This window comes from Brevundimonas sp., assembly GCF_965227765.1.
Classification (GTDB): Bacteria; Pseudomonadota; Alphaproteobacteria; order Caulobacterales; family Caulobacteraceae; genus Brevundimonas.
Genome location: NZ_OZ245778.1, coordinates 948,748 through 973,611 on the forward strand (window position 1 = coordinate 948,748; position 24,864 = coordinate 973,611).

The window sequence follows — 24,864 nt, forward strand, 5'->3', positions numbered from 1 at the left end:
GTCAGTAGTTTTGGGCGGGGACGCGTGGGCGGCTTCACGGCGGCGTTGCAGAGATTTGGAATCGGCCGTCTGGCTGCGGTGCTGGGCGTCGCGGCCGGCGTCGCCGCCGTGCTCGTCGCCGTCATGCTGCGTATGGGCCAGGCCCCCGACGCCCTGCTCTATTCCAACCTGGACCTGAAGGAGGCGTCGGAGATCACGGCGTCGCTGGATCAGGCCGGAATCAAATATTCGACCAAGGGCGACGGCTCGACCGTCATGGTCAACCGCGATGACGTCGGCACAGCCCGGATGATGGTGGCCTCCAAGGGTCTCGTGACCCAGGGGTCGGTCGGCTATGAGCTGTTCGACAACCAGTCGGTGCTGGGTCAGACCGAGTTCCAGCAGAACCTCAACGAAAAGCGCGCGCTGGAAGGCGAACTGGCCCGCACCATCCTGTCCTATCGCGGCATCTCGTCGGCCAAGGTGCTGATCGCTCTGCCGCGCCGCGAGATGTTCTCGTCGGCCACCGGCGACCCCACCGCCGCCGTCGTCGTCGGGGTGGGCGGGCGCGCTCTGACCGGGGATCAGGTCCAGGCCATCCGCAACGTCATCGCCTCGTCCGTGCCCGGCCTGAAGCCGGAGAAGGTCACCGTCACTGACACCGCCAACCGCACCCTGGCTGCCGGTTCAGACGGCGGCGCCTTCTCGGCCGCATCGGCCCAAGACGCCAAGAACACCACCGAGGCTCAGCTCCAGGCCCGGATCATGGACATCGTCGAGGGGGTGGTCGGCTCAGGCGCGGCGCGCGTCCAGGTCACCGCCGACATCGACCACAGCCGCTCGACCACCCAGGAACAGAAATACGATCCCGACGGCCAGGTCGTCCGCTCGACCTCGACCAATGGTTCGCAGTCCCAGGACACGACGGGCCAGTCGGACGGCGGCGCGACGGCGACCAACAACATCCCCGGCGGCGAGGCCCCGGCGACGACGCCCCTCGGTTCGACCGACACCACCAATACCGAGACGACCAACTACGAGATTTCGAACATCACCACCACGACGGTCAAGGAGCCTGGCGAGGTCAAGAAGCTGGCCGTCTCGGTGGCCGTGGACGGCAAATGGACCCCCGCCGCGGATGGCAAGGGCGAGGCGACCTACGCACCGCGCTCGGCTGAAGAGATCGAACAGATCAAGGCCCTGGTGTCTGCCGCTGTCGGCATCGACGCCACGCGCGGCGACAAGATCGAGGTCGTCAACATCCCCTTCAGCCGCGACACCTCGGCGGCGGGCGGCACCGACGGCGGCAACCCGCTGCTGAACTTCGACAAGTCCGACATCATGCGCGGGGTCGAGCTTCTGGTGTTGCTGGTCACCGGCCTGTTGCTGATCTTCTTCGTGGTGCGTCCGCTGTTGAAGACGGCGGCGGGCGGCGGTCTTGCCCTGACGGGACCGGGTGTCACGGCCTTGCAGACCACCATGGTCGACGGCCAGCCGGTCTATACCAGCGCGGCCCAGCTGAGCGGCCCCTCGGACATGGACCAGCGGCTCGACATCGCCCGTATCGAGGGCCAGGTGAAGGCGTCCTCCGTCAAGAAGGTCGCCGAATTCGTCGATAAGCATCCCGATGAGTCGACCGCCATCCTGCGCGGCTGGGTGCACGAAGGCTGATGGCCGCCCGTCTCGTCACCAAGAAGCCGGCCGTCGATGACGCCAAGAAGCTGACCGGGCCGGAGAAGGCCGCCGTCATTCTGCTCGCGCTCGGCGAGGAGCATACGCGTCTTTGGCAGAACCTGGACGACGACGAGGTCAAGGAAATCTCCCAGGCCATGGCCGGACTGGGCACCGTCAGCGCCGTCGTGGTCGAGGAACTGCTGGTCGAGTTCGTGGCCGGGATGAGCGGTTCCGGCGCGGTCCTGGGCTCGTTCGAACAGACCCAGCGCCTGCTGGCCGCCTTCATGCCCGCCGACCGGGTCGACGGCCTGATGGAGGAGATCCGGGGTCCTGCCGGCCGGACCATGTGGGACAAGCTCGGTAATGTGAACGAGAGCGTTCTGGCCAACTATCTCAAGAACGAATACCCGCAGACGGTCGCGGTGGTCCTGTCCAAGATCAAGCCCGACCACGCCTCGCGCGTTCTGACGGCCCTGCCCGAGGACTTCGCCCTGGAATGCGTCCAGCGGATGCTGCGCATGGAGCCGGTTCAGCGCGAAATCCTGGACAAGATCGAACAGACCCTGCGGACCGAGTTCATGTCCAACCTGGCGCGGACGTCCAAGCGCGACAGCCACGAGATGATGGCCGACATCTTCAACAGCTTCGACCGCCAGACCGAGGCCCGCTTCATTGGCGCCCTGGAGGAACGCAACCGCGAATCCGCCGAGCGCATCCGCGCCCTGATGTTCGTGTTCGAGGACCTCAACAAGCTCGATCCCGGCGGCGTCCAGACCCTGCTGCGCGCGGTCGAGAAGGACCAGCTGGCCCTGGCGCTGAAGGGCGCCTCGGAGGTTCTGCGCGAGATGTTCTTCTCCAACATGAGCGAGCGCGCCTCCAAGATCATGCGCGAGGACATGGAATCCATGGGGCCGGTGCGTCTGAAGGACGTCGACAGCGCCCAGATGGCGATGGTCCAGGCCGCCAAGGACCTGGCCGCCAAGGGCGAGATCATGCTGGCCGGGGCCGGCGGCGCCGACGACGAGCTGATCTACTGACATGACCGCAGCCCCCCTCAACAGCCGCCCATTCGCTTTCGACACCGAGTTCAGCTCGGACGGATCGGTCGCCCGCGCCGGCGCCGCCTTCGCCCCGACCAAGCGCGCCTATCTGCCGGCCGAGGTCGAGGCTCTGGTCGCTCAGGCCCGGTTCGAAGGCCGCGAGGCCGCCCTGGCCGAGGTCGACAGTCTTCAGGCCATGGCCGTGGTGGCGGTGGCCGAGGCGGTCTCGGCGGCGACGCCGACCCTGGCCGCCATCGCCCAGACCCACCGCGAACAGTCGGCGGAGCTGGCGCTTGCCGCCGCCCGCGTCGTCGCCGGCGCCGCGCTGGATCGCTTTCCCGCCGGTCCCCTGCAGGCCGCGATCGAGGCCTTGGGCCAGGAGATCGACGCCTCGCCCCGGCTGGTCATTCGCGCGCAGGGCCTGGACGACGCGGTGAAGGTCAAGCTTCAGGCGATCTGCGTCGATGCGGGTTTCTCGGGCTTGATCGCCTTCCGCGACGACCCTGGCCTGTCCGCCGCCGCCTTCCAGCTGGAATGGGCCGACGGCCGCGCCGACTATGATCCCGCCGAGGCCGCAGCGCGCATGGGCGAGGCTCTGGCCGCCACCCTGGCCGCTGAGGCCGGGCACGCTGAATCGCTCACCGACAGGAGTGCGCTGTAATGGCCGACGATCTCGCCCTGGAGGAGTTCCCGGACTCCACCGCCCTGGCCACCATGGACGAAGCCGGGGACAAGAGCGCCTCGGATCTGGCGCCCGTCTATGACGTGCCGGTCAACATCTCGGCCGTCCTGGGCAAGGCCCACATGACGGTGGCGCAACTGCTCAAACTCAACCGCGGATCGGTGCTCGAGCTGGACCGAAAGGTCGGCGAGGCCATCGACATCTTCGTCAACAACCGCCTGGTCGCCCGCGGGGAGGTCGTCGTCGTCGAGGACCGCCTGGGCGTGACCATGACGGAAATCATCAAGACCGAGGACTCGGGCGCCTAACGGCGACCAGTCAGCATAGATTTAGAGGAGAAGACCCATGCGGCTTCTGGTGGTTGCAAGGCTTTCGGGCCAACTCGCGGCGGCGGTGAAGATGGCCATGGCGCACGGCGCCAAGGTCCAGCACGTCGAACGCACCGATCAGGCGACGGAACAGCTGCGGCGCGGGCAGGGCGCCGACCTTTTGATGGTCGACTACAACCTCGACATCGCCGGACTGATCGCGGCCAACGAGGCCGAGCGGATTTTCGTGCCGGTCGTGGCCTGCGGCATCGACAACGACGCGCAAAAGGCCGCCGACGCCATTCGCGCGGGGGCCAAGGAGTTCATCCCGCTTCCGCCCGAGGCCGACCTGATCGCCGCCGTTCTGTCGGCTGTCGCCGACGACGAGCGCCCGCTGATTTCGGCCGATCCTTCGATGCAGGCCGTCATCAAGCTGGCCGACCAGGTGGCGCGCTCGGAAGCCTCCATCTTGATCACCGGCGAGAGCGGCGTCGGCAAGGAAGTCATGGCGCGCTATCTGCACGTCAATTCCAAGCGCGCCGAACGGCCGTTCATCAGCGTCAACTGCGCCGCCATTCCCGACAACCTTCTGGAATCAGAACTGTTTGGCCACGAGAAGGGGGCCTTCACCGGCGCCGTGGCCCGCCGCATCGGCAAGTTCGAGGAGGCCGATGGCGGAACCCTGCTGCTGGACGAAATCTCGGAGATGGACGCCCGCCTTCAGGCCAAGCTGCTGCGCGCCATTCAGGAACGGGTCATCGACCGGGTTGGTGGAACCAAGCCCGTGCCGGTCAATATCCGCATCATCGCCACCTCCAATCGCGACCTGGCCAAGGCCGTGGCCGAAGGCGTGTTCCGCGAAGACCTTCTCTACCGTCTGAACGTCGTCAACCTGCGCCTGCCGGCCCTGCGCGAACGGCCCGGCGACGTGGCGGTCCTGGCCGATCACTTCGTCAAGAAATACGCCGCCGCCAACGGCGTTCCGGTCCGGCCCCTGTCGCTGGATGCCCGTCGCGCCCTGGCGGCCCACCGCTGGCCCGGCAACGTGCGGGAACTGGAGAACGCCATGCACCGCGCGGTGCTGTTGGCGGTCGGTCCCGAGATCGACGCCGAGGCTATCCGCCTGCCGGACGGCCAGCCCCTGTCCGACGTGGTCTCTGCCGACGCCGGACCCGCCAGCCGGGCGGCCGCCACCGCCGACGCCGTCAGCCGCGCCTATGTCGGCCAGACCGTGGCGCAGATGGAAAAGACCCTCATCCTGGACACGCTGAGCCACTGCCTTGGCAACCGAACTCACGCGGCCAACATCCTGGGCATCTCGATCCGCACCCTGCGCAACAAGCTGAACGAATACGCCGACGAGGGCACCGCCATCATGGCGCCCCAGAACGGCGTCGCCGCCAACTATGGCGCGAGTGCAGCCTGATCCATGGCCTATGTCGCCGACCGCAGAAGCGTTCTTTCCGGCCTGGCCGCCTTCGGCCTGACGGGCTGCGACCGCACCCCTGCGTCCGCGCCTGATCCTGAGGCTCCGTCGCCCTACGCCACGCGGGACACGGTGCTGGACCTGTCCGAGCTGGAGCGTCGGCACGGCGGCCGTATCGGGCTGACGGCCCAGGACATGAACCGCGTGTCGTGGCGACCGGACGAACGGTTCAACTATTGCTCGACCTTCAAGCTGTTCCTCGCTGCCGCGACCCTGGAGCGGGTTCAGCGCGACAACGAAAAGCTGGACCGGGCCATCCCGGTCACCGCCGCCGACATGATCAGCCACGCCCCGGTGACGGAAAAGGCCGTGGGCAAGACCCTGACCATCGAACAGTTGATGCAGGCGACGGTCGAGGTCAGCGACAATCCCGCCGCCAACATCCTGATCCGCGAGATGGGCGGCATCGACGCCTTGCGCGCCTGGTATCGCTCCATCGGCGACACGACGACGAACGTCGACCGGCTCGAGCCCTTCATGAACCGCCGCGACGGCGACAAGGACACGGCCCAGCCGCGCCAGATCGCCACCAACCTGGGCTGGATACTGAGCACCTATCAGCCGCTGGGTCTGATGTCGCAGTACGCCCTGTTGTGGAACTGGCTGATCCAGTCGCCGACAGGGCAGGGGCGGATCAAGGCAGGCGTGCCCCAGGGCTGGACCGTGGCGCACAAGACCGGCACCGGCGGTTCGGGCCAGACCAACGACATCGGCGTGATCCATCCGCCGACCGGCGAGCCGATCCGCATCGCCGTCTATTACGACGCCCCGGCCGATATGGCCGAGGTCACCCGCGACGCGGTGATCGCCCAGGCGACGCGCCTGGCGCTCGGCGCGCTGGGCCGTGACGGGTCCGCCGCATGAGCGACGCCTCTGTCATGATGAAGGACGGCATGGCCCGTCCGACCGGGACGGACGTCAAGGGCTGGCTGCTGCGCGGCGAGGTCGGGATGGCGGTCGGCGTGATCGGCGTCATCCTGCTGCTGATCCTGCCGGTGCCCAGCTTCCTGATGGACTTCCTGCTGGCGATCTCGCTGGTGTCGTCCGTCCTGATCCTGATGACGGCGCTGATGATGAAGCGGCCGCTGGATTTCGCCATCTTCCCCACGGTCCTGCTGGTCTCGACCCTGTTCCGCCTGGGGCTGAACCTGGCCTCGACCCGCCTGATCCTGAGCCACGGCCACGAGGGTCACGACGCCGCCGGTCAGGTCATCAACGCCTTTGGCCAACTGATGATGGGCGGCAGTTTCATCATCGGCGTCATCATCTTCGCCATCATCCTGGTGGTGAACTTCGTCGTCATCACCAAGGGCTCGACCCGGATCGCCGAGGTCTCGGCCCGGTTCACCCTGGACTCCATGCCCGGCAAGCAGATGGCCATCGACGCCGACCTGTCCTCGGGCCTGATCACCGAGGACCAGGCCAAGCTGCGCAGGAAGGAGCTGGAGCAGGAATCGACCTTCTTCGGGGCCATGGACGGTGCGTCCAAGTTCGTGCGCGGCGACGCCATGGCCGGGCTGATCATCGTCTTCATCAACGTGATCGGCGGCATCCTGATCGGGGTGATTCAGCATCAACTGCCGATCGGCGAAGCGGCCAACACCTATATCCAGCTGACCATCGGCGACGGTCTGGTGACCCAGGTTCCGGCCATCATCATCTCGATCGCCGCTGGCTTCCTGGTGTCCAAGGCCGGTGTCGAAGGTTCGGCCGACAAGGCCCTGGTCCAGCAGCTGGCCACCAACCCCGTCAGCCTGGGCATGGTCTCTGGCGCTGCGGGCCTGATGGGGCTGATCCCCGGCATGCCGCTGATCCCGTTTGCGGCCCTGGCTCTGGGCACCGGATTCATGGCCTGGCGACTGGGACGAGCACGACTGAAGCCCCAGCCGAGCGAGGCTGAAATCGCCGCCGCCGCCAATGCGGGCAAGCCCAAGGAAGACGTCGAGGAGCCCATCGGCACGGCTCTGACCATCGACGAGGTCAAGATCGAGCTCGGCTATTCGCTGCTCAGCCTGATCAACGACCTGGAAGGCCGCCGCCTGACCGACCAGATTCGCGCCCTGCGTCGCGCCCTGGCCCAGGAGTACGGCTTCGTCATTCCCTCGGTGCGCATCCTCGACAACATGCGCCTGGCGACCCAGGGCTATGCCATCCGCATCAAGGAGATGGAGGCCGGCGCGGGCGAGGTCCGCCTGGGTTCGCTGATGGCCATGGACCCGACCGGGCGTCAGGTCGAACTGCCCGGTGAACACACCAAGGAGCCCGCCTTTGGCCTGCCCGCCACCTGGATCGATGAGGGTCTGCGCGAAGAGGCCACCTTCCGCGGCTATACCATCGTCGATCCCTCGACGGTGCTGACCACCCACCTGACCGAGATTCTCAAGGAGAACATGGCCGACCTCTTGTCCTATGCAGAGGTCCAGAAGCTCATCAAGGAACTGGGGCCGGAGGAGAAGAAGCTGGTCGACGAACTGGTGCCCTCGGTGGTCACCGTCACGACGCTGCAACGGGTGCTGCAGTCCCTGCTGCGCGAGAAGGTCTCGATCCGCGACCTGGGCGCCATCCTGGAAGGCCTGGCCGAGGCGGCTCCGCACTCGTCGTCGGTCACCACCCTGGTCGAACACGTCCGCACCCGTCTGGCGCGTCAGCTGTGCTGGCAGCACAAGGGCGACGACGGCGCCCTGCCCATCGTCACCCTGTCGCCGGAGTGGGAAGCCGCCTTCGCCGAAGCCCTGATCGGCGCCGGCGAGGACAAGCAGCTGGCCATGGCGCCGTCGCGGCTGCAGGACTTCATCCGCTCGGTCCGCGACACCTTCGAGCGCATCGCCATGGGCGGCGAAAACGCTGTCCTGCTGACCGGCCCGCAAATCCGCCCCTATGTCCGCTCGATCATCGAACGCTTCCGCGGCCAGACCGTGGTGATGAGCCAGAACGAGATCCATCCGCGGGCGCGGCTCAAGACCATCGGTTCGGTCTGACGAACGGGTCTAGTTGACCATGCTCCAGCCGCCTGCCGAGGCGTTGCGGGCCTGAGCATTGGCGGGGCGGGCGATCAGGCCGGACTGGGTGATGAAGACCTCGTAGCGCGCGCCGTCGGCCATCGGCATATAGGCCGCTCCGCCATACAGGGTGTCGACGGCGTCGACGTAGCGACGATAGCGCCGCGCCATGTCCCAGGCGTCGACACGCCAGGGCAGGGCGACGCCCATGATCTGGGACGGCTGGTCGCCGCCCGACAGGCCGTGGACGCTGCGGGCGCCCGTCCGCTCCTGCTCGATGTCCTGATAACGGCCCGACAGGCGGTCCAGCCGGTACTGCGTGTCCAGCCCCAGCACATTGGCCCAGGGCTTCCATTTCAGGACCTGGGCCTCGATGCGCCATTCGTCGCCGTTGACGGGATAGAGGGCGGTGCGGGCGGGCTGGCCCTCCGTCGAGGGCGGCTGGATCAGGGTGACCTCGTAATACTGACGGCCAAGCTGGCGCAGCTGGATGGTGGCCACGGGCCGCTCATAGGTCAGGCGCGAATAGGTCTGGATGTTCTGTGCCAACAGAGTGGCGGCCAGGGCGACGCCGAGCACCGCGCCGCCGCCTATGATCTTGAACAGGCCGCCGAAGACACGACCGCCGAACAGCGACGCCAAACCATTCAGAAGGAAGAGGCCGCCGATGACGGCGACGAAAGCGGGGACCACCCACCACCAAGAAACCATGTTCGGCGCTCCTGTCTGGGCTGGCCAGTCGGCCGGGAAAACAAGCACTTGGGACCTGCCCGGCGCCACCGGCGCTGGACTCGGGCCACAGCCCAGCTAAACCTTGCGCCATGAACGATGCGCCCGCCACCCGCTTCCCGTCATTGGGGCGCCCCAGCCTGCCAGATCTAGCCGCCGTGCGGCGGCTTCTGAGGACCCCGTCTCTGGCGCGATCCGTGGTGATCCTGCTGGCCGGGGCGCTGTCGCTTCTGTTGCTGGCCAATTTTTCGACCTTCGTGCTGATCCAGCGGACAGCCGAGATCAACGCCCAGGTGGACGCCACCTGGCAGGTGCGCCGCGCCGCCCGATCCGTGTTGCTGAACGTCGAGGAGGCAGAGACTGCGCAGCGCGGCTACCTGCTGACGGCCCAGCCGGGATTCCTCGCCGCCTATGAAAACGCCCGCGCCGTCAACGAACCCCTGTTCGAGGATCTGGAGCGGACGACAGAGGCCAGTCATGAGTCCCGAGCCTCCGCCGACGAACTCCGCCGGCTGACTGACGCAAAGTTCCAAGAGATGTCGCGCACGCTGGGCTTCGCGCGTCAGGGGCGGATCGGCGAGGCTGTCAGTATCGTCAGGGCCGGGCGTGGCCAGGAGATCATGGCGCAGTTGCGCGCCGAACTGGGCCGCATCGACAGGCTTCAGGGTGAGGCCGTGGAGGCCGAGGCCGCCCAGTCCCGGCTTTCTGCCGTGGTGACCATCACCGTCAACTTCGTCGCCGGCGTGCTGATCCTGATTTTGGGCGCCATCATCGTGGTGCTGGTCCGCCGCTATCTGGCCGAGATCAACGATGCCCGCGCCACCGTGGCCCGGATCAACGCCGGGCTGGAGGACACCGTCCGTTCGCGCACCGCCGCCCTGACCCGCGCCAACGAAGAGGTCCAGCGTTTCGCCTATATCGTCAGCCACGACCTGCGCTCGCCCCTGGTCAACGTCATGGGCTACACCTCCGAGCTGGAACAGGCGGGCAAGACGCTCGATCTGCAGATGACCAAGGTGGAAGCCGGAGCTCCCGATCTGATCGACGGTGACGCGGTGCTGGCCGTGCGCGAGGACATCCCCGAGGCCGTTGGCTTCATTCGCGCCTCGACCGAGAAGATGGACCGGCTGATCAACGCCATCCTGAAACTGTCCCGCGAAGGCCGTCGCAACCTGACGCCCGAGGCCTTGGACATGACCGCCATGGTCCAGCGCATCGCCGACAGCATGCACCATCAGGTTACCGACGTGGGCGCCGAGATCGTGGTCGAGCCGATGGCGGGGATGGAGAATGACCGGCTCTCGATCGAGCAGATCATGGGCAATCTGATCGACAACGCGGTCAAATATCTCGACCCCACAAGGCCAGGTCGAATCGTTGTCACCGGAACCGAACGGGCAGGCGGCTGGGTCGAATACGCCGTTCAGGACAATGGACGAGGCATCGCAGCACGCGATCATGAGCGGGTCTTCGAGCTGTTCCGCCGCGCCGGTCGGCAGGACACGAAAGGCGAGGGCCTGGGTCTGGCCTTCGTGCGTAACAGCGTGCGGCGACTGGGCGGCGAGATCACCGTTGACTCCGAGCTTGGCAAGGGCTCGACTTTCCGCCTGAAATTCCCCAAACGCCTCGTCCTCGACGAGGCCGGAGACACCCTGTGAGCGCACCCGTAAAAATCGTCATGGTTGAAGACGACCATGGCCATGCCAAGTTGATCGAGAAGAACATTCGCCGCGCGAATATCTCCAACGACATCCTGCACTTCGACTCGGGCCAGCCGGCGCTCGACTATCTGTTCTCGGAAGAGGTCCGGGCCAACGGGCCGATGCTGATCCTGCTCGACCTCAACCTGCCCGATATGCAGGGTACGGATATTCTGGCCGAGGTGAAGAAGGATGAGCGGCTGAAACGTGCGCCGGTCGTCGTCCTGACCACCACCGACGACAAGGTCGAGATCCAGCGCTGCTACGACCTGGGCTGCAACGTCTATATCACCAAGCCGGTCGACTATGAGAGCTTTGCCGGAGCCATCCGCCAGCTGGGCCTGTTCCTGTCCGTGATGCAGGCTCCCGAGATCGAATGACGCCCGACCGACCGGAAATCCGGCTTCTCTACATCGACGACGATGCCGGCCTGTCTCGTCTGGTTCAGAAGGAACTCGGCCGGCACGGCTATGTGGTCACCTGCGTCGCCGACGGGGATGCGGGACTGCGGGCGCTGGCTGCCGGCGGCTACGACATCTGCGCCCTTGATCACTATATGCCGGCGCGCGATGGGCTGGATGTGCTGCCCGACATCATGGCGCTGCCCAAGCCGCCGCCGGTTGTCTATGTCACCGGCGCCCAGGAAGGCCGTATCGCCGTCGCCGCCCTGCGCGCGGGCGCCGCCGACTATGTGATCAAGGATATTTCCGAGGACTTCACGGCCCTGCTGCGCTCGGCGCTGGAAGACGCTCTGCTGCGTCGTCGCCTGCAACGCGAGAATGACGAGGCCGTCGAACAAATCCGTCTGGCCCGCGACCGTGCCGAGGCCATGCTGCGCGAGGTGAACCATCGGGTCGGGAACTCGCTGCAACTGGTCTCCACCTTCATGTCGCTGCAACTGCGGCACCTGGCCGATGAGGGCGCGCGCAACGCCCTGAAGGAGGCCCAGGCCCGGATCGAGGCCGTGGCCCACGTCCATCGCCGGCTCTACACCTCGGGCGATATGTCCTCTGTCGACATGGACGAATATCTGGCGGGGCTGATCGACGAGCTCAGCAAGTCGCTTGGGCCCGACGCCGGGTCGCCGAGCCTGGTGCTGCAGGCCGAGCCCATGCGCGTCTCGACCGACCAGGCGGTTTCCCTGGGCGTGGTGGTCACCGAGCTGGTCACCAATGCAGTCAAATACGCCTATGCGCCCGGTCAGGGCGGCGAGATCCGCATCATCCTGCGCCCCGGCGCCGACGGTCGCGCCCTGCTGACGGTCGAGGACGACGGCCCCGGTATGGGCGACGGCGCGCCCAAGGGAACGGGTCTGGGCGGCAAGATCATCAGCGCCATGGCGTCGGGCCTGCGCTCGGCCGTGGAGTTCGACCGCGATCACAAGGGTGTCCGCGCCCGGCTTGCCTTCGACCTCTGACCATGACGCCGCAACTGCAGTTCGGCCTGGCCGATCCGGCTCTGTCGTACCTGAGACGACCTGCCACCTTCGGGCTGGTGTTCCGGGACCAGAAGATCGCCTGCGTCCGGGTGGCGCGCGACATACCCTATTACGACCTGCCCGGCGGCGCCGTGGACGGCGACGAGACCGAGCAGCAGGCCCTGGTCCGCGAGTTCGTCGAGGAGACGGGCATGGCCGTCCGTCCGGTCGAGCGTATCGCCGAGGCGGGCCAGTATTTCCTCAAGTCGGATGGCCAGCCGGTCAATAATCTCGGCGGGTTCTGGATCGCAGAATACCTGTCCATCGACCCGGCGGCCAAGGTCGAGGACGACCATGAGCTGGTCTGGCTGCACCCGCGCACCGCCCTGGCCGAACTGCGCCATGACGCCCATGCCTGGGCGGTGGCCAGATGGTTGCGTCATCACGCCTGAGGTCTGAACGGGAACGATAGGAGCGGCCATTGGTTGATCAGGCCGAAGCGTCGCGCCCCGGTGACGCCCCGTTGAAGGAGTTTCACCATGCCCGATCATGATCGCATCGAAGGCGCCGCCAAGAACATCGGCGGCAAGATCAAGGAAGCCGCTGGCAATTTGACCGGCGATGAAAAACTGAAGGCTGAAGGCAAGGCGGATCAGGTCAGCGGCAAGGTCCAGAACGCTGTCGGCGGCGTCAAGGATAGCCTGCGAGACACCGACAAGCGCAACTAGCGTTCGTCTGCTTCGCCTGAAACGCCGCCCGTCACCGCGGGCGGCGTTTTCGTGTCTGGAGACCTATCGCGTCAAGGAGCGCATCGCCTGGTCCAGCCCGTCCAGCGTCAGGGGATACATCCGCTCGTCCATGACCTCGCCGATCAGCTTCACCGAGGCTGTGTAGTTCCAGTATTTCTCGGCCACGGGGTTCAACCAGACCGACTTGTCCCATTGCTGTCGGGCGCGTTTCAGCCAGACGGCGCCGGCCTCCTCGTTCCAGTGCTCGACCGAGCCGCCCGGCATGGTGACCTCATAGGGTGACATCGTCGCGTCGCCCACGAAGATGGCGCGCCAGTCGCCGGGATACTTGTTCAGCACTTCCCAGGTCGGGGTCTTCTCGGCGTGCCGACGCCGGTTGTCCTTCCAGACGCCCTCGTAGAGGCAGTTGTGGAAGTAGAAGAACTCCAGATTCTTGAACTCAGTCTTGGCCGCCGAGAACAACTCCTCGACCAGCTTGATATGGCCATCCATCGACCCGCCGACATCGAGGAACAGCAGCACCTTGATCGTGTTCCGACGCTCGGGCCGCATATGGATGTCCAGCCAGCCCTGACGCGCCGTGCCGTCGATGGTGCCGTCGATGTCCAGTTCCTCGGCGGCGCCCAGGCGCGCGAACCGCCGCAGCCGACGCAGGGCGACCTTGATGTTGCGGGTGCCCAGTTCGACCGTGTCGTCCAGGTTTCGGTATTCGCGCTTTTCCCAGACCTTGACCGCCCGGCCGTGTTTGCCCGGCCCGCCGATGCGCACGCCCTCGGGATTATAGCCGCCGTGGCCGAAGGGGCTTGTACCGCCCGTGCCGATCCATTTCGACCCGCCCTGGTGGCGTTCCTTCTGCTCCTCCAGACGCTGTTTCAGCGTCTCCATCAGCTTGTCGAACCCGCCGAGCGCCTCGATCTCGGCCTTCTCCTCGTCGGTGAGGTATTTGTCCGTCAGCAGCTTCAGCCAGTCCTCGGGGATGTCGGTGGTCAGGTCGTCGCCGATGCCGACCGTTTCGACGCCCTTGAAAACCTTGCCGAAAACCTGGTCGAAGCGGTCATAGTGCTTCTCGTCCTTGACCAGGACCGCGCGCGACAGGTGGTAGAAGTCCTCGATCTTTCCGCCCGCCACGTCCTTGTCCATGGCCTCCATCAGATGGAGCCATTCCTTGGTTGAGACGGGAACCTTGGCGTCGCGCAGGGCGGTGAAGAAGGGGATGAGCATGGCGCTAAACTGAGCGTGGTTCAGTCGCGCCGCAAGATGAACTCGTGGTCGCGCCAGGCGCCCACGGGGTATTCGTATTCGCCGGCCTTCTCGAACCCATAGGCGCCATAAAGTTTCAGGGCCTTTTCGTTGCCGCTCCAGACGCCGATCCACAGGGGGCCGTCGGTGTGGGCCTGCATCCAATCCAGCGACAGTTTCAGCAGTTGCGTGCCCAGGCCCAGCCCCTGTGCGGTCTTGCCGACATAGAGGCGGCGCAGCTCCATATTGGCCGGAGTGGCGTCGGGATGGGGCAGGCCGTTGGGGCCGGCGTTGGCGAAGGCCAAAAGTTGGCCGTCACGTTCGGCGACCCACCAGGCGGCTTCCGGCTCGGCCAGTTTCCGGGCCGTCGCAGTTTCGCTGAAACTGGCGTCCAGGAAATCGGCCAGATCCTGTGCGGGGTAGGGGATAGCGAACCCCTCGACAAAGGTGTCGATGAAGGTCTGGCGGCCTAGAGCGCCCAGGGCCTGGGCGTCCGTGGGGCGGGCGGGGCGGATCAGAACTGCGGAGTCTGGGGTCGTGGACATCGCCGGCGATTACACCGGCGCCATTGCGGCGTCATCCACGACATTCCTGATGCATGGCCGCGGTCTGCTTGTGTCTTGGCGAGCGTGCGGCGTCATCTCGGTTGTGTCGCCGCGCGAGGGCGGTTACCAACCCGCAGACGGCCATGTTCGGCGTGCGTTGGTGTTCTGGATCGGGGGAGGGCTAAGGGACGAAAACGTCGAAGGATTTTCGATCCGTCCCCATATCATGACCGCTCCGATAACCAGCCCTGCCCCCGACACGCCAGCCCGTGATTCTGCGGACGCCGCCACGGCGCACGTCGATCTGACGCCCGCGACCGTGCGGCCCGCCGCCGTCGAGGGGCGTTCCGGCGCCATCATCCTGACCCGCCATGGCGAGCCCGCGCTGTCACGTGAATGCATGCTCAGCGCCGCCGAGTACGCAGACTGGTGGGCGAGATACGAGGTCGGCGGCCTGCTGGCCGGCCAGACGCCTCCGCCCGAACTGATGGCCGCCGTGGCCGGTGCGGGCGTGATCTATTCCTCGACCCGCCGCAGGGCCGTCGAGACCGCGACGGCCGTGGCCGAGGGTCGCGACATCGCCTCGGACGCCCTGTTCATCGAGGCGCCCCTGCCGCCGCCGAACTTTCCCGACTGGATCAAGCTGTCGCCCAAATGGTGGGGCGGCGTGTCGCGGTTCTGGTGGCATTTCTTCAACCACCACGCAGGCCAGGAAACCCGCGCCCAGGCCGATGTCCGTGCGGCCCAGGCGGCCCGCATCCTGATCGACCGCGCGGCCCAGGGCCAGGACGTGATCGTCTTCGCCCACGGCTATTTCAACCACATGGTGGGACGGCGGCTGAAGGGCGAAGGCTGGCGGCTGGTCCACAACCAGGGCTTCAAATACTGGTCCCAGCGCCGCTTCGAAAAGCGCTGACCGCGAAGGAGACGGCGATGGATCGGCGCACCCTGTCCCTCACACTTCTGCTGAGCCTTTTGGCAGCGCCCGCCCTGGCCCAGACGGTGGAGGCCGAGGCCGCCCCCGTCGCCGCCCCCGTCGCCGCCATGGTCGCGCCCCAGGCCCGCGAGCATGTCGTCTTGACGACCTCGGCCGGCGACATCGTCATCGCCCTGGACCCCGCCGCCCCCGTCACCTCTGCCAACTTCCTGCGCTATGTCGACGACAAGCGGTTTGACGGGACGGACTTCTATCGCGGCATGGTCATCGCCCCCGGTATGGGGCTGATCCAGGGCGGGGCGAACAATGCGCCCAACCGCATCCTGCCTCCCATCCCCGATGAGCCGACCAGCCAGACGGGCCTGCGCCACACGGACGGCGCCGTGTCGATGGCCCGCTACGAGCCCGGCTCGGCGACCGGCGACTTCTTCATCATCCTGGGCGACGTGCCTTCGCTGGACGCCAGCGCCAGCGATCCGGGCTTCGCCGTCTTCGGCCATGTGATCGACGGCATGGACGTGGTGCGCCAGATCCTGGCGGCCCCGAAATCCGCGACCGAGGGCGAAGGCTTCATGCGCGGACAGATGCTGGACCCGCGCATCGCCATCCTGTCGGCGCGCCGCCTGGCCGTCACGGTCGCCGACCCGCGCTGAGCCCGCATTCGGCGTTGAACCGGGGCGGAGCCGCCTTTAGGGTCGCCCGACATGACCGACGCAGCCCCCCTTACCGACCTCAGCTTCGAGGACGCCCTCGCCCGGCTGGAGACCATCGTCTCGCGCCTTGAATCCGGCCAGGCCCCGCTGGAGGAATCCATCAGCCTGTACGAAGAGGGCGCGCGCCTGAAATCCCACTGCGAGGCCCGGCTGAAGGCCGCCCAGCTGCGGGTCGAGAAGATCGTCGTCGGCGCCGACGGCCAGGCCAAGGGCGTCGAGCCCGCCGAGTTCAACTGATGTCCGCCGCCGGCGGCGTCCCCTCTGAAGGTCTGGCCGCCGACCGCATCGGTTTCGACGATTTTCTGAAGGTCGACATCCGCATCGGCCAGATCGTCACCGCCGAGGCCTTCCCCGAGGCGCGCAAGCCGGCCTTCAAGCTGACCATCGACTTCGGCCCGGACCTCGGCGTCAAACGTTCGTCCGCTCAGATCACCCGCCACTACACGCTGGACCAGCTGACGGGCCGCAAGGTCGCAGCCGTGGTCAATTTCGCGCCGCGCCAGATCGGCCCCTTCATGTCCGAGGTCCTGACCCTGGGCTTTCCCGACGCCGAGGGCGAGGTCGTCCTGGTCGGCGTGGACCGCGACGCCGTGATCGGCGGGAGGCTGTTTTGACCCAACCCGTCAACGGATCCGCCAAGCCCCACGCCGCCAACTCGGTGGAGCAGGCGGTCATCGATCGCGTCGCCGAGGTCGCCGACGGGGTCACGGTCGCCCTGGACCGGCTGCTGCCCCGCGCCGATGGCCCCGAGGCCCGGCTGACCGAGGCCATGCGCTATGCGGCCCTGGGGCCCGGCAAGCGGCTGCGGCCCTATTTCGCGCTCGAGGCCGCGCGCCTGTTCGACATCGAGGAACAGTCGGTGCTGCGCGCCGCCTGCGCCCTGGAATGCGTTCACGCCTATTCGCTGGTCCACGACGACCTGCCGGCGATGGACAATGACGATATGAGGCGGGGGCGTCCGACCCTGCACATCGCCTATGACGAGGCGACCGCCATCCTGGCCGGGGACGCGCTGCAGACCGCCGCCTTCGACATCATCCTGCACGAGGACACTCACGACGAGGCCGAGATTCGCTGCGAACTGGCGGCGCGCCTGTCGATGGCGTCGGGCGCGCGCGGCATGGCGGGCGGTCAGATGATCGACCTGCTGGGCGTGCGCGACGACCTGGGCGGGGTGGCGCGGATGCAGCGGCTGAAGACCGGCGCCCTTTTCACTTACGCCTTCGAGATCCCGCTGATCATCGCCCGTGCGGGTGAGGCCCAGCAGCAGGCCCTGATCAAGTTCGCCCACGACATCGGCCTGGCCTACCAGATCGTCGACGACCTGCTGGACGTGGACGGCGACGAGGACATCCTGGGCAAGGCGGCGGGCGGCAAGGACGCAGCCCTGGGCAAGACCAATTTCGTCACCCTGCTGGGCGTCGAGGCGGCGCGTCATCGCGTCGCACACCTGGCCGATCAGGCCCGCAGCCATCTGGACCTGTTCGGCGCCGACGCCGAACACCTGAGAGCCAGCGTGGATTATGTGCTGAACCGGCGGAGCTGACGGAACGCACGGTCAAGCTGGGGCTTCCCCAAAGGCCATGGTGACGACATGGGCACTCGCGCGTTCGCTGAACTCGGACTAGATAGTTTCAATGCCCGCTACGCCCCTTCTCGACACCGTCACCTTTCCTGCCGACACGCGCGGGTTCGATATCGCCCAGTTGCGGCAACTGGCCGACGAAGTGCGGGCCGAGACCATTGACGCGGTGTCTGTGACGGGTGGCCACCTGGGCGCCGGCCTGGGCGTGGTGGAGCTGACCACGGCCCTGCACCATGTCTTCGAGACGCCCAAGGACATCCTGATCTGGGATGTCGGTCACCAGTGCTATCCGCACAAGATCCTGACGGGCCGCCGCGACCGCATCCGCACCCTGCGCCAGCCGGGCGGGCTGTCGGGCTTCACCAAGCGGTCAGAGAGCGAATACGATCCGTTCGGCGCCGCCCACGCCTCGACCTCCATCAGCGCCGCCCTGGGCTTCTGCGCCGCGCGCGACCAGAAGGGCGAGACCAACAAGGTCGTGGCCGTCATCGGCGACGGTTCGATGTCGGCCGGCATGGCCTATGAGGCGATGAACAACGCCGCCGAGACGACGGGCCAGCTGACCGTCATCCTGAACGACAACGATATGTCGATCGCGCCCCCGGTCGGCGGCATGAGCGCCTATCTGGCCAAGCAGGTCTCGGGCGGCGCCTACCAGAACTTCCGCAAATTCGGCCGCAAGGTCACCCAGCATATGCCGCGCCCCTTCCGGGACGCAGCGCGCAAGGCCGAAGAATACGCACGCGGCATGGTCGTCGGCGGCACCTTCTTCGAGGAACTGGGCTTCTACTATATCGGGCCGATCGACGGTCACGACATGGACAATCTGGTCCCGATTCTGAAGAACGCCGCCGCCATCACCGACCGCCCGGTGCTGGTCCATGTCGTGACGCAGAAGGGCAAGGGGTACGCACCCGCCGAAAGCAGCGCTGACAAGCTGCACGCCGTGGTCAAGTTCGACGTGGTCTCGGGCAAGCAATCCAAGTCCGTCTCGAACGCGCCCAGCTATACCAAGGTGTTCGGCACAGAGCTGATCAAGCGGGCAGAGCGCGACCCCTCGATCGTCGCCATCACCGCCGCCATGCCCTCGGGCACGGGGCTGGACCTGTTCGGACAGGCCTTCCCCGAGCGGACCTATGACGTCGGCATCGCCGAACAGCACGCCGTGACCTTCGCCGCCGGCCTGGCCGCCGACGGGATGAAGCCCTTCTGCGCCATCTATTCCACCTTCCTGCAGCGCGGATACGATCAGGTCGTCCACGACGTGGCGATCCAGAGCCTGCCTGTGCGGTTCGCCATGGACCGGGCGGGTCTGGTCGGCGCCGACGGCGCGACCCACGCGGGCAGCTTCGACATCGGCTACATGGGGGCTCTGCCGGGCATGGTCCTGATGGCCGCCGCCGACGAGGCGGACCTGGCTGCGATGATCGCCACCTCGCTGGAGATCGACGACCGGCCCTCGGCCTTCCGCTATCCGCGCGGCGACGGCGTGGGCGTCGAGATCCCCGAACTGGCCGCTCCGCTGGAGATCGGCAGGGGCCGTATCGTGCGCGAAGGGACCTCGGTCGCCATCCTGTCCCTGGGCACCCGCTTGCAGGAATCGCTCAAGGCCGCCGACCTGCTGGCTGCGCGCGGCGTCTCAGCCACCGTCGCCGACGCCCGCTTCGCCAAGCCGCTGGACGCCGACATGATCCTGCGCCTGGCGCGCGAGCATGAGGCCCTGATCACGGTCGAAGAGGGCGCCATGGGCGGCTTCGGCGCCTTTGTGCTGCAACTGCTGGCCGAAAAGGGCGCGCTGGATGCGGGCCTCAAGATCCGCACCCTGCACCTGCCCGACGTGTTCCAGGACCAGGACAACCCCGCCGCCATGTACGCCACGGCCGGCCTGAACGCCGAACAGATCGCCCAGGCGGCCCTGTCGGCCCTGGGCGTCGAGGCATCGCGCGGCGCCGTTCGGGCCTGAGCACCCACCGTCCCGCTCATCCCGGCGAAAGCCGGGACCCAGTGCTTTCGCGCGGCGGAGCCTTGGATCATGAGCGTGCGTCATCACACGCGATGGTCGCCCAAAGATCTGGGTCCCGGCTTTCGCCGGGATGAGCGGGTTCTAGCGTAGGGCCTCGACCGCCAACCCCGGAAAGTCGCTGAACACCGCGTCCACTTCCGCGTCCCGAACCGCGCGGGCATAGGCTGAAAAGTCGCCGTGCTCGGCCTCGGCCTCGCCCCGGCGATACTCCAGCGGCAGGAAGACGTTCTCGGCCCTGAGCGTCCAGACCACCACCTTCAGCCCCGCCGCATGGGCGTCTGGGACCAGGGCGCTGGCGCCCGTGGTGCGCCCTTCGGCGTCGCGGGGCAGGACCAGGGTCGCGGCGGGCGCCACCCATCGGGCATAGGCGGCGATCTCGGCCAGCCCCCGTGGCGTGACCATGTCGGCATAGGTCAGGTCGGGCCGATCCGCAGGGCCGCCCGTAGTCTCGATCAGTTGCACCAGAGGGGCGTCGATGCGGCGCGACAGCCGCTGCAAAGGCCCGACTTCGAAACACTGGATCAGGATCGGCGCATCGGCTCCGGTCAGGCCCAGGCGTTCCAGTTCGGCGACAAAGGCGTCCTCCATCGGCAGGTCGATGGCCGCGAAATAGCTGGGGTGCTTCAGTTCGGGGGCGACGGCGATGACCCGTCCGGTCCGGGCCGAGGCCTCGCGGGCGATGGCGACCACCTCGTCGAAGGTGAGGATCGGCTCGCGCCCGTCAAAGGCGACATTGCCGGGCCGCAGAAGCGGCAGGCGCTCGCGGGCGCGCAGCGTCTTCAACTCGGCCAGGGTGAAGTCTTCGGTGAACCAGCCGGTGACCGCGACGCCGTCGATGATCTTTGTGGTGAGCCGGGCGGCGAAGGCGGGATGGGCGGCGACATCGGTCGTGCCGCCGATCTCGTTCTCGTGGCGCACGACAAATGCGCCGTCGCTGGACATCACCAGGTCCGGCTCGATGACCTCGGCGCCCTGTTCGATGGCCAGGTCATAGGCCGCGCGGGTGTGTTCCGGACGCTCGCCCGACGCGCCGCGATGGGCGATGACGAGCGGGCGGGTCACCGCCGCTAGCCCTGCAGGACCTTGCGCAGGGGCTTATGCAGTTCTGCGTTGGCCGCCAGGATCGACACGCCCGACTTGGGATCGCCGTCGTTGTCGATGGTGGTGACGATGCCGCCCGCCTCGGTGACGAACAGGATGCCCGCCGCCACGTCCCAGGGCTTCAGATTGCGCTCGTAATAGGCGTCGAACCGGCCGCAGGCGACCCAGGCGAAGTCCAGGGCGGCCGAGCCCAGGCGACGGATGCCGGCGACACGCTGGCCCACGGCGTGGATGTCCTTGATCGACTGGGCGTGGCCTGACTTGCCGATGAAGGGCAGGCCGGTGGCGATCAGGCTTTCCGACAGCTCGCGCCGGCCCGCGACACGGATGCGGGCGTCGTTCAGGTAGCAGCCCTTGCCCTTCTCGGCCCAGAACAGCTCGTTCATGATCGGGTTGTAGGTGACGCCGGCGACGATCTCCGACGACCCGTCAGGCGCGTAGCGCTGCAGGCCCACGGTGATGGCGAAGTGGGGCATGGCGTGCATGAAGTTCGTCGTGCCGTCGATCGGGTCGACGATCCAGGTGTGGGACTTGTCGGTCCCTTCCATCATGCCGCGTTCCTCGCCCAGGAAGCCGTAGCCGGGGCGGGCCTTCATCAGCAGTTCATAGAGGGTGTCCTCGGCCTTGATGTCGGCGGCGGTGACGAAATCGCCAGGGCCCTTGCGCGACACCTGAAGGTGGGCGACCTCGCCGAAGTCGCGCAGCATCGGGCGGGCGGTCTTGCGGACCGCGTCGATCATAACGGAAACGAGGGCTGAAGCGAGGGCCATGGGGGATCTCCTGGTCCGACAGACCTTCAAGGCGGCAGGGGCCGCCCGGACGGTCGGAGAAGGTCATGGAGGCGCAGGATTGCGCCCCCGGGTCTTTGTCTGTGCTCGTCGCGCCTCAGTCGGCGCGGCGGACGTATTCGCCGGTGGAGGTGTCGACCACGATGCGCTCGCCCGCCGACATATAGGGCGGGATCATGATGCGCACGCCGTTGTCGGCCTTGGCGGGCTTGTAGGAGGACGAGGCGGTTTGGCCCTTCACCGTCGGCTCGGTCTCGGCGACGGTGACGGTGACCTGGTCGGGCAGCGACAGGCCGATCGGGCGGCCTTCGTGCATCTCGATGACCACCTTCATGCCGTCCTGCAGATAGGGGATGCGTTCGTCGCCGACCCAGTCCTTTTGCAGTTCGATCTGCTCGTAGGTGGCGTCGTCCATGAAGACCAGGGCGTCGCCCTGTTCGTACAGGTAGGAGAAGTCGTTCTGCTCCAGGGTGACGCGCTCGACCTTGTCTTCCGAGCGGAAGCGTTCGTTGAGCTTGTTGCCGGTTTCGAGGTTCTTGGCCTCGACGTTGGCGAAGGCGCCGCCCTTGCCGGGTTTGACGTGGCTGGCCTTGGTCACGACCCAGAGGCCGTTGTTGTGCTGGAGCACCATGCCGGGCTTGATGGTGTTGCCGTTGATCTTGGCCATGGGATTCACTGTCTGAGGGGCGCTGCCGGTCCCGTGACGGGCGCGCGAAGGGCGCGATCCGTAGAGGAAGTGGGTCGCGAGGGCAATCCTCCCCCAACAGCGGTTTAGTGAAGCGTGCGCCCGTCCGTGGCCTGTTCGGTCTTCCTGCCCAGGAAGTTGGCGATGCGGACGCCGGTGCCGGTGGGGGCGGCCATCTTGCCGGCGTTCTCGTCCAGTTTGCGCGCCTCGAAGGCGAAGGCGGCGGCCAGACCGGCCGACGACATGGCCGCTGCGATCTGGCTGCGCATGGACGAGGGGCGCAGGCCCAGCCAGATCGCATTGACCGTCTGGGCGAAGAACCACAGGCCCATGGCCAGGGACCGCTCGCGGCTGGTGGGCGCGTTCCACACCCGCACCGCCGACAGGGTAGTGGCCGAGAAGACGGCGGGCAGGATCAGGCTGAACGCCCCGCGCGGCTTTTCATGCACGGGGCCTTCGTTGCGTCGCAGCGACTTCACCGTCCGTTTGGGCTTCAGCGTCCCTGTGGCGATGGCATGGGCCAGAAGGGCGAACCCGACCGTCAGCACGATGCCCGTCGCCACATGGACGCCTGAGCGACCCTCCGAGTTCAGCAGGTCGGTCGCCCGGTCCTGCACATCGTCAAGGACGTCGTCGATACTGCTCATGGCGTGCTCCCAGCTGACCCTGAAGGCTAATGGTCAGCGGCCGGAGCGGTTCCGACAAGACCGCCCCGCCCCTCGCTGCCAACTGGCCGTCTCCGTCAGCTGGCAGCGCCGTCAGCCGCCGGTGGCGCTGTTGTCGGTGACGATCTCCTTCATCGCCGACTGCAGATAGTTCTGGGCGCCCATCAGCTCGATCAGCTTGTGCTGGTTTTCCAGGAAGTCGATGTGTTCCTCTGTGTCGGCCAGGATCTTCATCAAGAGGTCGCGGCTGACGTAGTCGCGGGCCTCCTCGCACTGGGTCACGGCGGCGGCGGTGGTGGCGCGGCTGTCCAGTTCCAGTTGCAGGTCGACGCCTAGGCATTCGATGGGGTCTTCACCGACCTTGAGCTTGTGCAGGTCCTGCAGGTTGGGCAGGCCGTCGAGGAAGAGGACGCGCTTGATCAGCATGTCGGCGTGTTTCATCTCGCCGATCGACTCTTCGTAGATCACGTTGCCGAGGTGGGACAGGCCCCAGCTTTCGAACATCCGGGCGTGCAGGAAATACTGGTTCACCGCCGTCAATTCGTTGGTCAGCACCGCGTTGAGGGTGCGGATGATCGCGGGATCGCCCTTCATGGCCATGGTCCTTGCTCGCCGTGCGGATCGGGCGGCAAGGGGCCGTCCTCAGAGGTATCCGACGTTCGTCAGGGCGGCAATTACCACAGCAAACAGGCTTTGTTTTACTTGCGAGGTCTTATCACGACATTGATAGTGCGAATGACTGTCTGTCTAAACAGAGCTTAGAGCCAAGCGGCGTCTATTCGGCTGCGAGTGCGAACACTTCGCGGCTGTCCTGGATCATCTGGCGCATTTCGCAGACGCATTTGGCGCACTGGGCCTGGCACTGGTTGCGGGCGAAGATGTCGCGCGGACGGCAGGCGCCCGCCTCGATGGCGAGGGCCACGTCACGCTGGCGAAGACCATTGCAGTTGCAGACGTACACGGAAGCGATCCCGAAGACTCGACTTGATAATCATTCTCTATCGCGATGATAAGGAGAGTGCAAGTCGTTCGCATGTCGCACCCGTTGACGCGGCCTGTCCGGATCGGGCAGGGCCATGGCATGGCCCGCGCATCCACTGTTCCACCCCGTCCCGCCACCCGGCTCTATCTGATCACGCCCCCGGCGATCCCCGATCTGGAGGCCTTCGCCGCCGATCTGGAAGCCGCTCTGGGCGCCGGCGACGTCGCCGCCCTGCAGGTGCGGCTGAAGCCCGCCGACGAGGCGACGATCCGCGCCTGTGTCCAGCGGCTGGCGCCCATTACGCGCGCGCATGACGTGGCCCTGATCCTGAACGACCGGCCCGACCTGGCCGCAGACCTCGGCTGCGATGGCGTCCATGTGGGCCAGTCGGACGCCTCCGTCGCCTCGGCGCGGCGGCTGATGGGGCCGGACGCCATGATCGGCGCCACCTGTCACGACAGCCGCGACATGGCCATGGAGGCCGCCGAAGCGGGCGCCGACTACGTCGCCTTCGGCGCCTTCTTCCCCACGGAAACCAAGGAAACGACGCATCGTCCCGAACTGGACATCCTGACCATCTGGCAGGAGACGGTCGAAATTCCCTGCGTGGCCATCGGCGGGGTGACTGTCGACAACGCTGCGGTTCTGGCGCGTGCGGGCGCCGACTTCGTCGCGGTCAGCGCAGGCGTATGGTCCCATCCCGACGGGCCAGCCGAGGCCGTGCGCGCCTTCCAGCGCGTGCTGCTGACCGACTAGTCGAATATCGACACGCTTTCAGGGGATATTAGGAAGCTTATGGTCTTGTGAGGGCTCCTGCGCGACGAGTTCCGTCGTCGTA

At 66.8% G+C, this 24,864-nt stretch carries 28 protein-coding genes; 19 read left to right on the forward strand and 9 right to left on the reverse strand.

Annotated features, from left to right (window positions below):
* The first annotated feature begins 24 nt into the window (after positions 1 to 24).
* The 7 genes from fliF to flhA are packed head-to-tail and all read left to right on the forward strand — an operon-like array spanning position 25 to position 8,147.
* Complete coding sequence (gene fliF, locus ACO05L_RS04580; RefSeq protein ID WP_421730992.1) at positions 25 to 1,650, forward strand: flagellar basal-body MS-ring/collar protein FliF; 1,626 nt, start codon at positions 25 to 27, stop codon at positions 1,648 to 1,650.
* The gene (gene fliG / locus ACO05L_RS04585) at positions 1,650 to 2,690 is read left to right on the forward strand and encodes a flagellar motor switch protein FliG (protein WP_421730993.1); all 1,041 of its coding nucleotides are present in this window, start codon (positions 1,650 to 1,652) and stop codon (positions 2,688 to 2,690) included. The genes fliF and fliG overlap by 1 nt, the downstream gene beginning before the upstream one ends.
* Position 2,691: 1 nt before the next feature.
* Positions 2,692 to 3,354, forward strand: coding sequence for a flagellar assembly protein FlbE (locus tag ACO05L_RS04590; protein WP_421730994.1), 663 nt, complete (start codon positions 2,692 to 2,694; stop codon positions 3,352 to 3,354).
* The gene (fliN, locus tag ACO05L_RS04595; protein WP_421730995.1) at positions 3,354 to 3,683 is read left to right on the forward strand and encodes a flagellar motor switch protein FliN; all 330 of its coding nucleotides are present in this window, start codon (positions 3,354 to 3,356) and stop codon (positions 3,681 to 3,683) included. The genes ACO05L_RS04590 and fliN overlap by 1 nt, the downstream gene beginning before the upstream one ends.
* Before the next feature lie 37 nt (positions 3,684 to 3,720).
* Positions 3,721 to 5,109 carry a sigma-54-dependent transcriptional regulator gene (locus ACO05L_RS04600; RefSeq protein ID WP_421730996.1) on the forward strand — a complete coding sequence of 463 codons (1,389 nt, stop codon included), beginning with the start codon at positions 3,721 to 3,723 and terminating at the stop codon, positions 5,107 to 5,109.
* Positions 5,110 to 5,112: 3 nt separating this feature from the next.
* Positions 5,113 to 6,033 (forward strand): class A beta-lactamase, encoded by a 921-nt coding sequence (gene bla, locus ACO05L_RS04605; RefSeq protein WP_421730997.1) that lies wholly within the window; start codon positions 5,113 to 5,115, stop codon positions 6,031 to 6,033.
* A gap of 14 nt (positions 6,034 to 6,047) precedes the next feature.
* On the forward strand, positions 6,048 to 8,147 hold the full coding sequence (gene flhA / locus ACO05L_RS04610; RefSeq protein WP_421731630.1) for a flagellar biosynthesis protein FlhA: 2,100 nt from the start codon (positions 6,048 to 6,050) through the stop codon (positions 8,145 to 8,147).
* A 9-nt stretch (positions 8,148 to 8,156) separates the two neighbouring features.
* Here the strand turns inward: flhA and ACO05L_RS04615 are convergent, their stop codons facing one another.
* Positions 8,157 to 8,879: a hypothetical protein gene (locus tag ACO05L_RS04615; RefSeq protein WP_421730998.1), complete on the reverse strand. Its 723-nt coding sequence runs from the start codon at positions 8,877 to 8,879 to the stop codon at positions 8,157 to 8,159.
* Between the two features lie 110 nt (positions 8,880 to 8,989).
* On the opposite strand from ACO05L_RS04615, the gene ACO05L_RS04620 reads away from it, so the two are divergent.
* From ACO05L_RS04620 to ACO05L_RS04640, 5 genes are all read left to right on the forward strand, one after another.
* A complete protein-coding gene (locus ACO05L_RS04620; protein ID WP_421730999.1) occupies positions 8,990 to 10,555 on the forward strand; it encodes a sensor histidine kinase in 1,566 nt (521 codons plus the stop codon).
* Between the two features lie 20 nt (positions 10,556 to 10,575).
* Entirely contained in the window at positions 10,576 to 10,977 is a 402-nt protein-coding gene (locus tag ACO05L_RS04625; protein WP_421731631.1) for a response regulator, read from the forward strand.
* Positions 10,974 to 12,014, forward strand: coding sequence for a sensor histidine kinase (locus ACO05L_RS04630; RefSeq protein WP_421731000.1), 1,041 nt, complete (start codon positions 10,974 to 10,976; stop codon positions 12,012 to 12,014). The genes ACO05L_RS04625 and ACO05L_RS04630 overlap by 4 nt, the downstream gene beginning before the upstream one ends.
* A 2-nt stretch (positions 12,015 to 12,016) precedes the next feature.
* Positions 12,017 to 12,466, forward strand: a complete 450-nt coding sequence (locus ACO05L_RS04635; RefSeq protein WP_421731001.1) for an NUDIX domain-containing protein — start codon at positions 12,017 to 12,019, stop codon at positions 12,464 to 12,466.
* A gap of 87 nt (positions 12,467 to 12,553) precedes the next feature.
* Complete coding sequence (locus ACO05L_RS04640) at positions 12,554 to 12,742, forward strand: CsbD family protein (protein WP_421731002.1); 189 nt, start codon at positions 12,554 to 12,556, stop codon at positions 12,740 to 12,742.
* Between the two features lie 63 nt (positions 12,743 to 12,805).
* Here the strand turns inward: ACO05L_RS04640 and ACO05L_RS04645 are convergent, their stop codons facing one another.
* Both ACO05L_RS04645 and ACO05L_RS04650 read right to left on the reverse strand, forming a co-directional pair.
* Positions 12,806 to 13,984, reverse strand: a complete 1,179-nt coding sequence (locus ACO05L_RS04645; RefSeq protein ID WP_421731003.1) for a vWA domain-containing protein — start codon at positions 13,982 to 13,984, stop codon at positions 12,806 to 12,808.
* 20 nt (positions 13,985 to 14,004) lie between these two features.
* Positions 14,005 to 14,547 (reverse strand): GNAT family N-acetyltransferase, encoded by a 543-nt coding sequence (locus ACO05L_RS04650; protein ID WP_421731004.1) that lies wholly within the window; start codon positions 14,545 to 14,547, stop codon positions 14,005 to 14,007.
* Between the two features lie 226 nt (positions 14,548 to 14,773).
* On the opposite strand from ACO05L_RS04650, the gene ACO05L_RS04655 reads away from it, so the two are divergent.
* From ACO05L_RS04655 to dxs, 6 genes are all read left to right on the forward strand, one after another.
* A complete protein-coding gene (locus ACO05L_RS04655) occupies positions 14,774 to 15,463 on the forward strand; it encodes a histidine phosphatase family protein (protein WP_421731005.1) in 690 nt (229 codons plus the stop codon).
* Positions 15,464 to 15,480: 17 nt separating this feature from the next.
* Positions 15,481 to 16,137 (forward strand): peptidylprolyl isomerase, encoded by a 657-nt coding sequence (locus ACO05L_RS04660; RefSeq protein WP_421731006.1) that lies wholly within the window; start codon positions 15,481 to 15,483, stop codon positions 16,135 to 16,137.
* A 51-nt stretch (positions 16,138 to 16,188) separates the two neighbouring features.
* On the forward strand, positions 16,189 to 16,434 hold the full coding sequence (locus tag ACO05L_RS04665) for an exodeoxyribonuclease VII small subunit (protein WP_421731007.1): 246 nt from the start codon (positions 16,189 to 16,191) through the stop codon (positions 16,432 to 16,434).
* On the forward strand, positions 16,434 to 16,811 hold the full coding sequence (locus ACO05L_RS04670; RefSeq protein WP_421731008.1) for a tRNA-binding protein: 378 nt from the start codon (positions 16,434 to 16,436) through the stop codon (positions 16,809 to 16,811). Before ACO05L_RS04665 ends, ACO05L_RS04670 begins: the two co-directional genes overlap by 1 nt.
* 44 nt (positions 16,812 to 16,855) lie before the next feature.
* Positions 16,856 to 17,743 (forward strand): polyprenyl synthetase family protein, encoded by an 888-nt coding sequence (locus ACO05L_RS04675; protein ID WP_421731632.1) that lies wholly within the window; start codon positions 16,856 to 16,858, stop codon positions 17,741 to 17,743.
* Positions 17,744 to 17,834: 91 nt separating this feature from the next.
* Positions 17,835 to 19,745, forward strand: a complete 1,911-nt coding sequence (gene dxs / locus ACO05L_RS04680; protein WP_421731009.1) for a 1-deoxy-D-xylulose-5-phosphate synthase — start codon at positions 17,835 to 17,837, stop codon at positions 19,743 to 19,745.
* Positions 19,746 to 19,886: 141 nt separating this feature from the next.
* On the opposite strand, the gene ACO05L_RS04685 is transcribed toward dxs, so the two are convergent.
* The 6 genes from ACO05L_RS04685 to ACO05L_RS04710 form a co-directional block, all read right to left on the reverse strand.
* Positions 19,887 to 20,867 carry a glycerophosphodiester phosphodiesterase gene (locus tag ACO05L_RS04685; RefSeq protein ID WP_421731010.1) on the reverse strand — a complete coding sequence of 327 codons (981 nt, stop codon included), beginning with the start codon at positions 20,865 to 20,867 and terminating at the stop codon, positions 19,887 to 19,889.
* 5 nt (positions 20,868 to 20,872) lie between these two features.
* Positions 20,873 to 21,676 (reverse strand): inositol monophosphatase family protein, encoded by an 804-nt coding sequence (locus ACO05L_RS04690; protein ID WP_421731011.1) that lies wholly within the window; start codon positions 21,674 to 21,676, stop codon positions 20,873 to 20,875.
* A 115-nt stretch (positions 21,677 to 21,791) separates the two neighbouring features.
* Positions 21,792 to 22,361 (reverse strand): elongation factor P, encoded by a 570-nt coding sequence (gene efp, locus ACO05L_RS04695; protein ID WP_421731012.1) that lies wholly within the window; start codon positions 22,359 to 22,361, stop codon positions 21,792 to 21,794.
* Positions 22,362 to 22,465: 104 nt separating this feature from the next.
* Complete coding sequence (locus ACO05L_RS04700) at positions 22,466 to 23,026, reverse strand: tryptophan-rich sensory protein (RefSeq protein WP_421731013.1); 561 nt, start codon at positions 23,024 to 23,026, stop codon at positions 22,466 to 22,468.
* 111 nt (positions 23,027 to 23,137) lie between these two features.
* A complete protein-coding gene (bfr, locus tag ACO05L_RS04705; protein ID WP_421731014.1) occupies positions 23,138 to 23,638 on the reverse strand; it encodes a bacterioferritin in 501 nt (166 codons plus the stop codon).
* A gap of 181 nt (positions 23,639 to 23,819) precedes the next feature.
* Positions 23,820 to 24,005 (reverse strand): (2Fe-2S)-binding protein, encoded by a 186-nt coding sequence (locus ACO05L_RS04710; RefSeq protein ID WP_421731015.1) that lies wholly within the window; start codon positions 24,003 to 24,005, stop codon positions 23,820 to 23,822.
* A gap of 120 nt (positions 24,006 to 24,125) precedes the next feature.
* Here ACO05L_RS04710 and thiE point away from each other — a divergent pair, with 120 nt between their 5' ends.
* Positions 24,126 to 24,782 carry a thiamine phosphate synthase gene (thiE, locus tag ACO05L_RS04715; protein ID WP_421731016.1) on the forward strand — a complete coding sequence of 219 codons (657 nt, stop codon included), beginning with the start codon at positions 24,126 to 24,128 and terminating at the stop codon, positions 24,780 to 24,782.
* Positions 24,783 to 24,864: the final 82 nt, after the last annotated feature.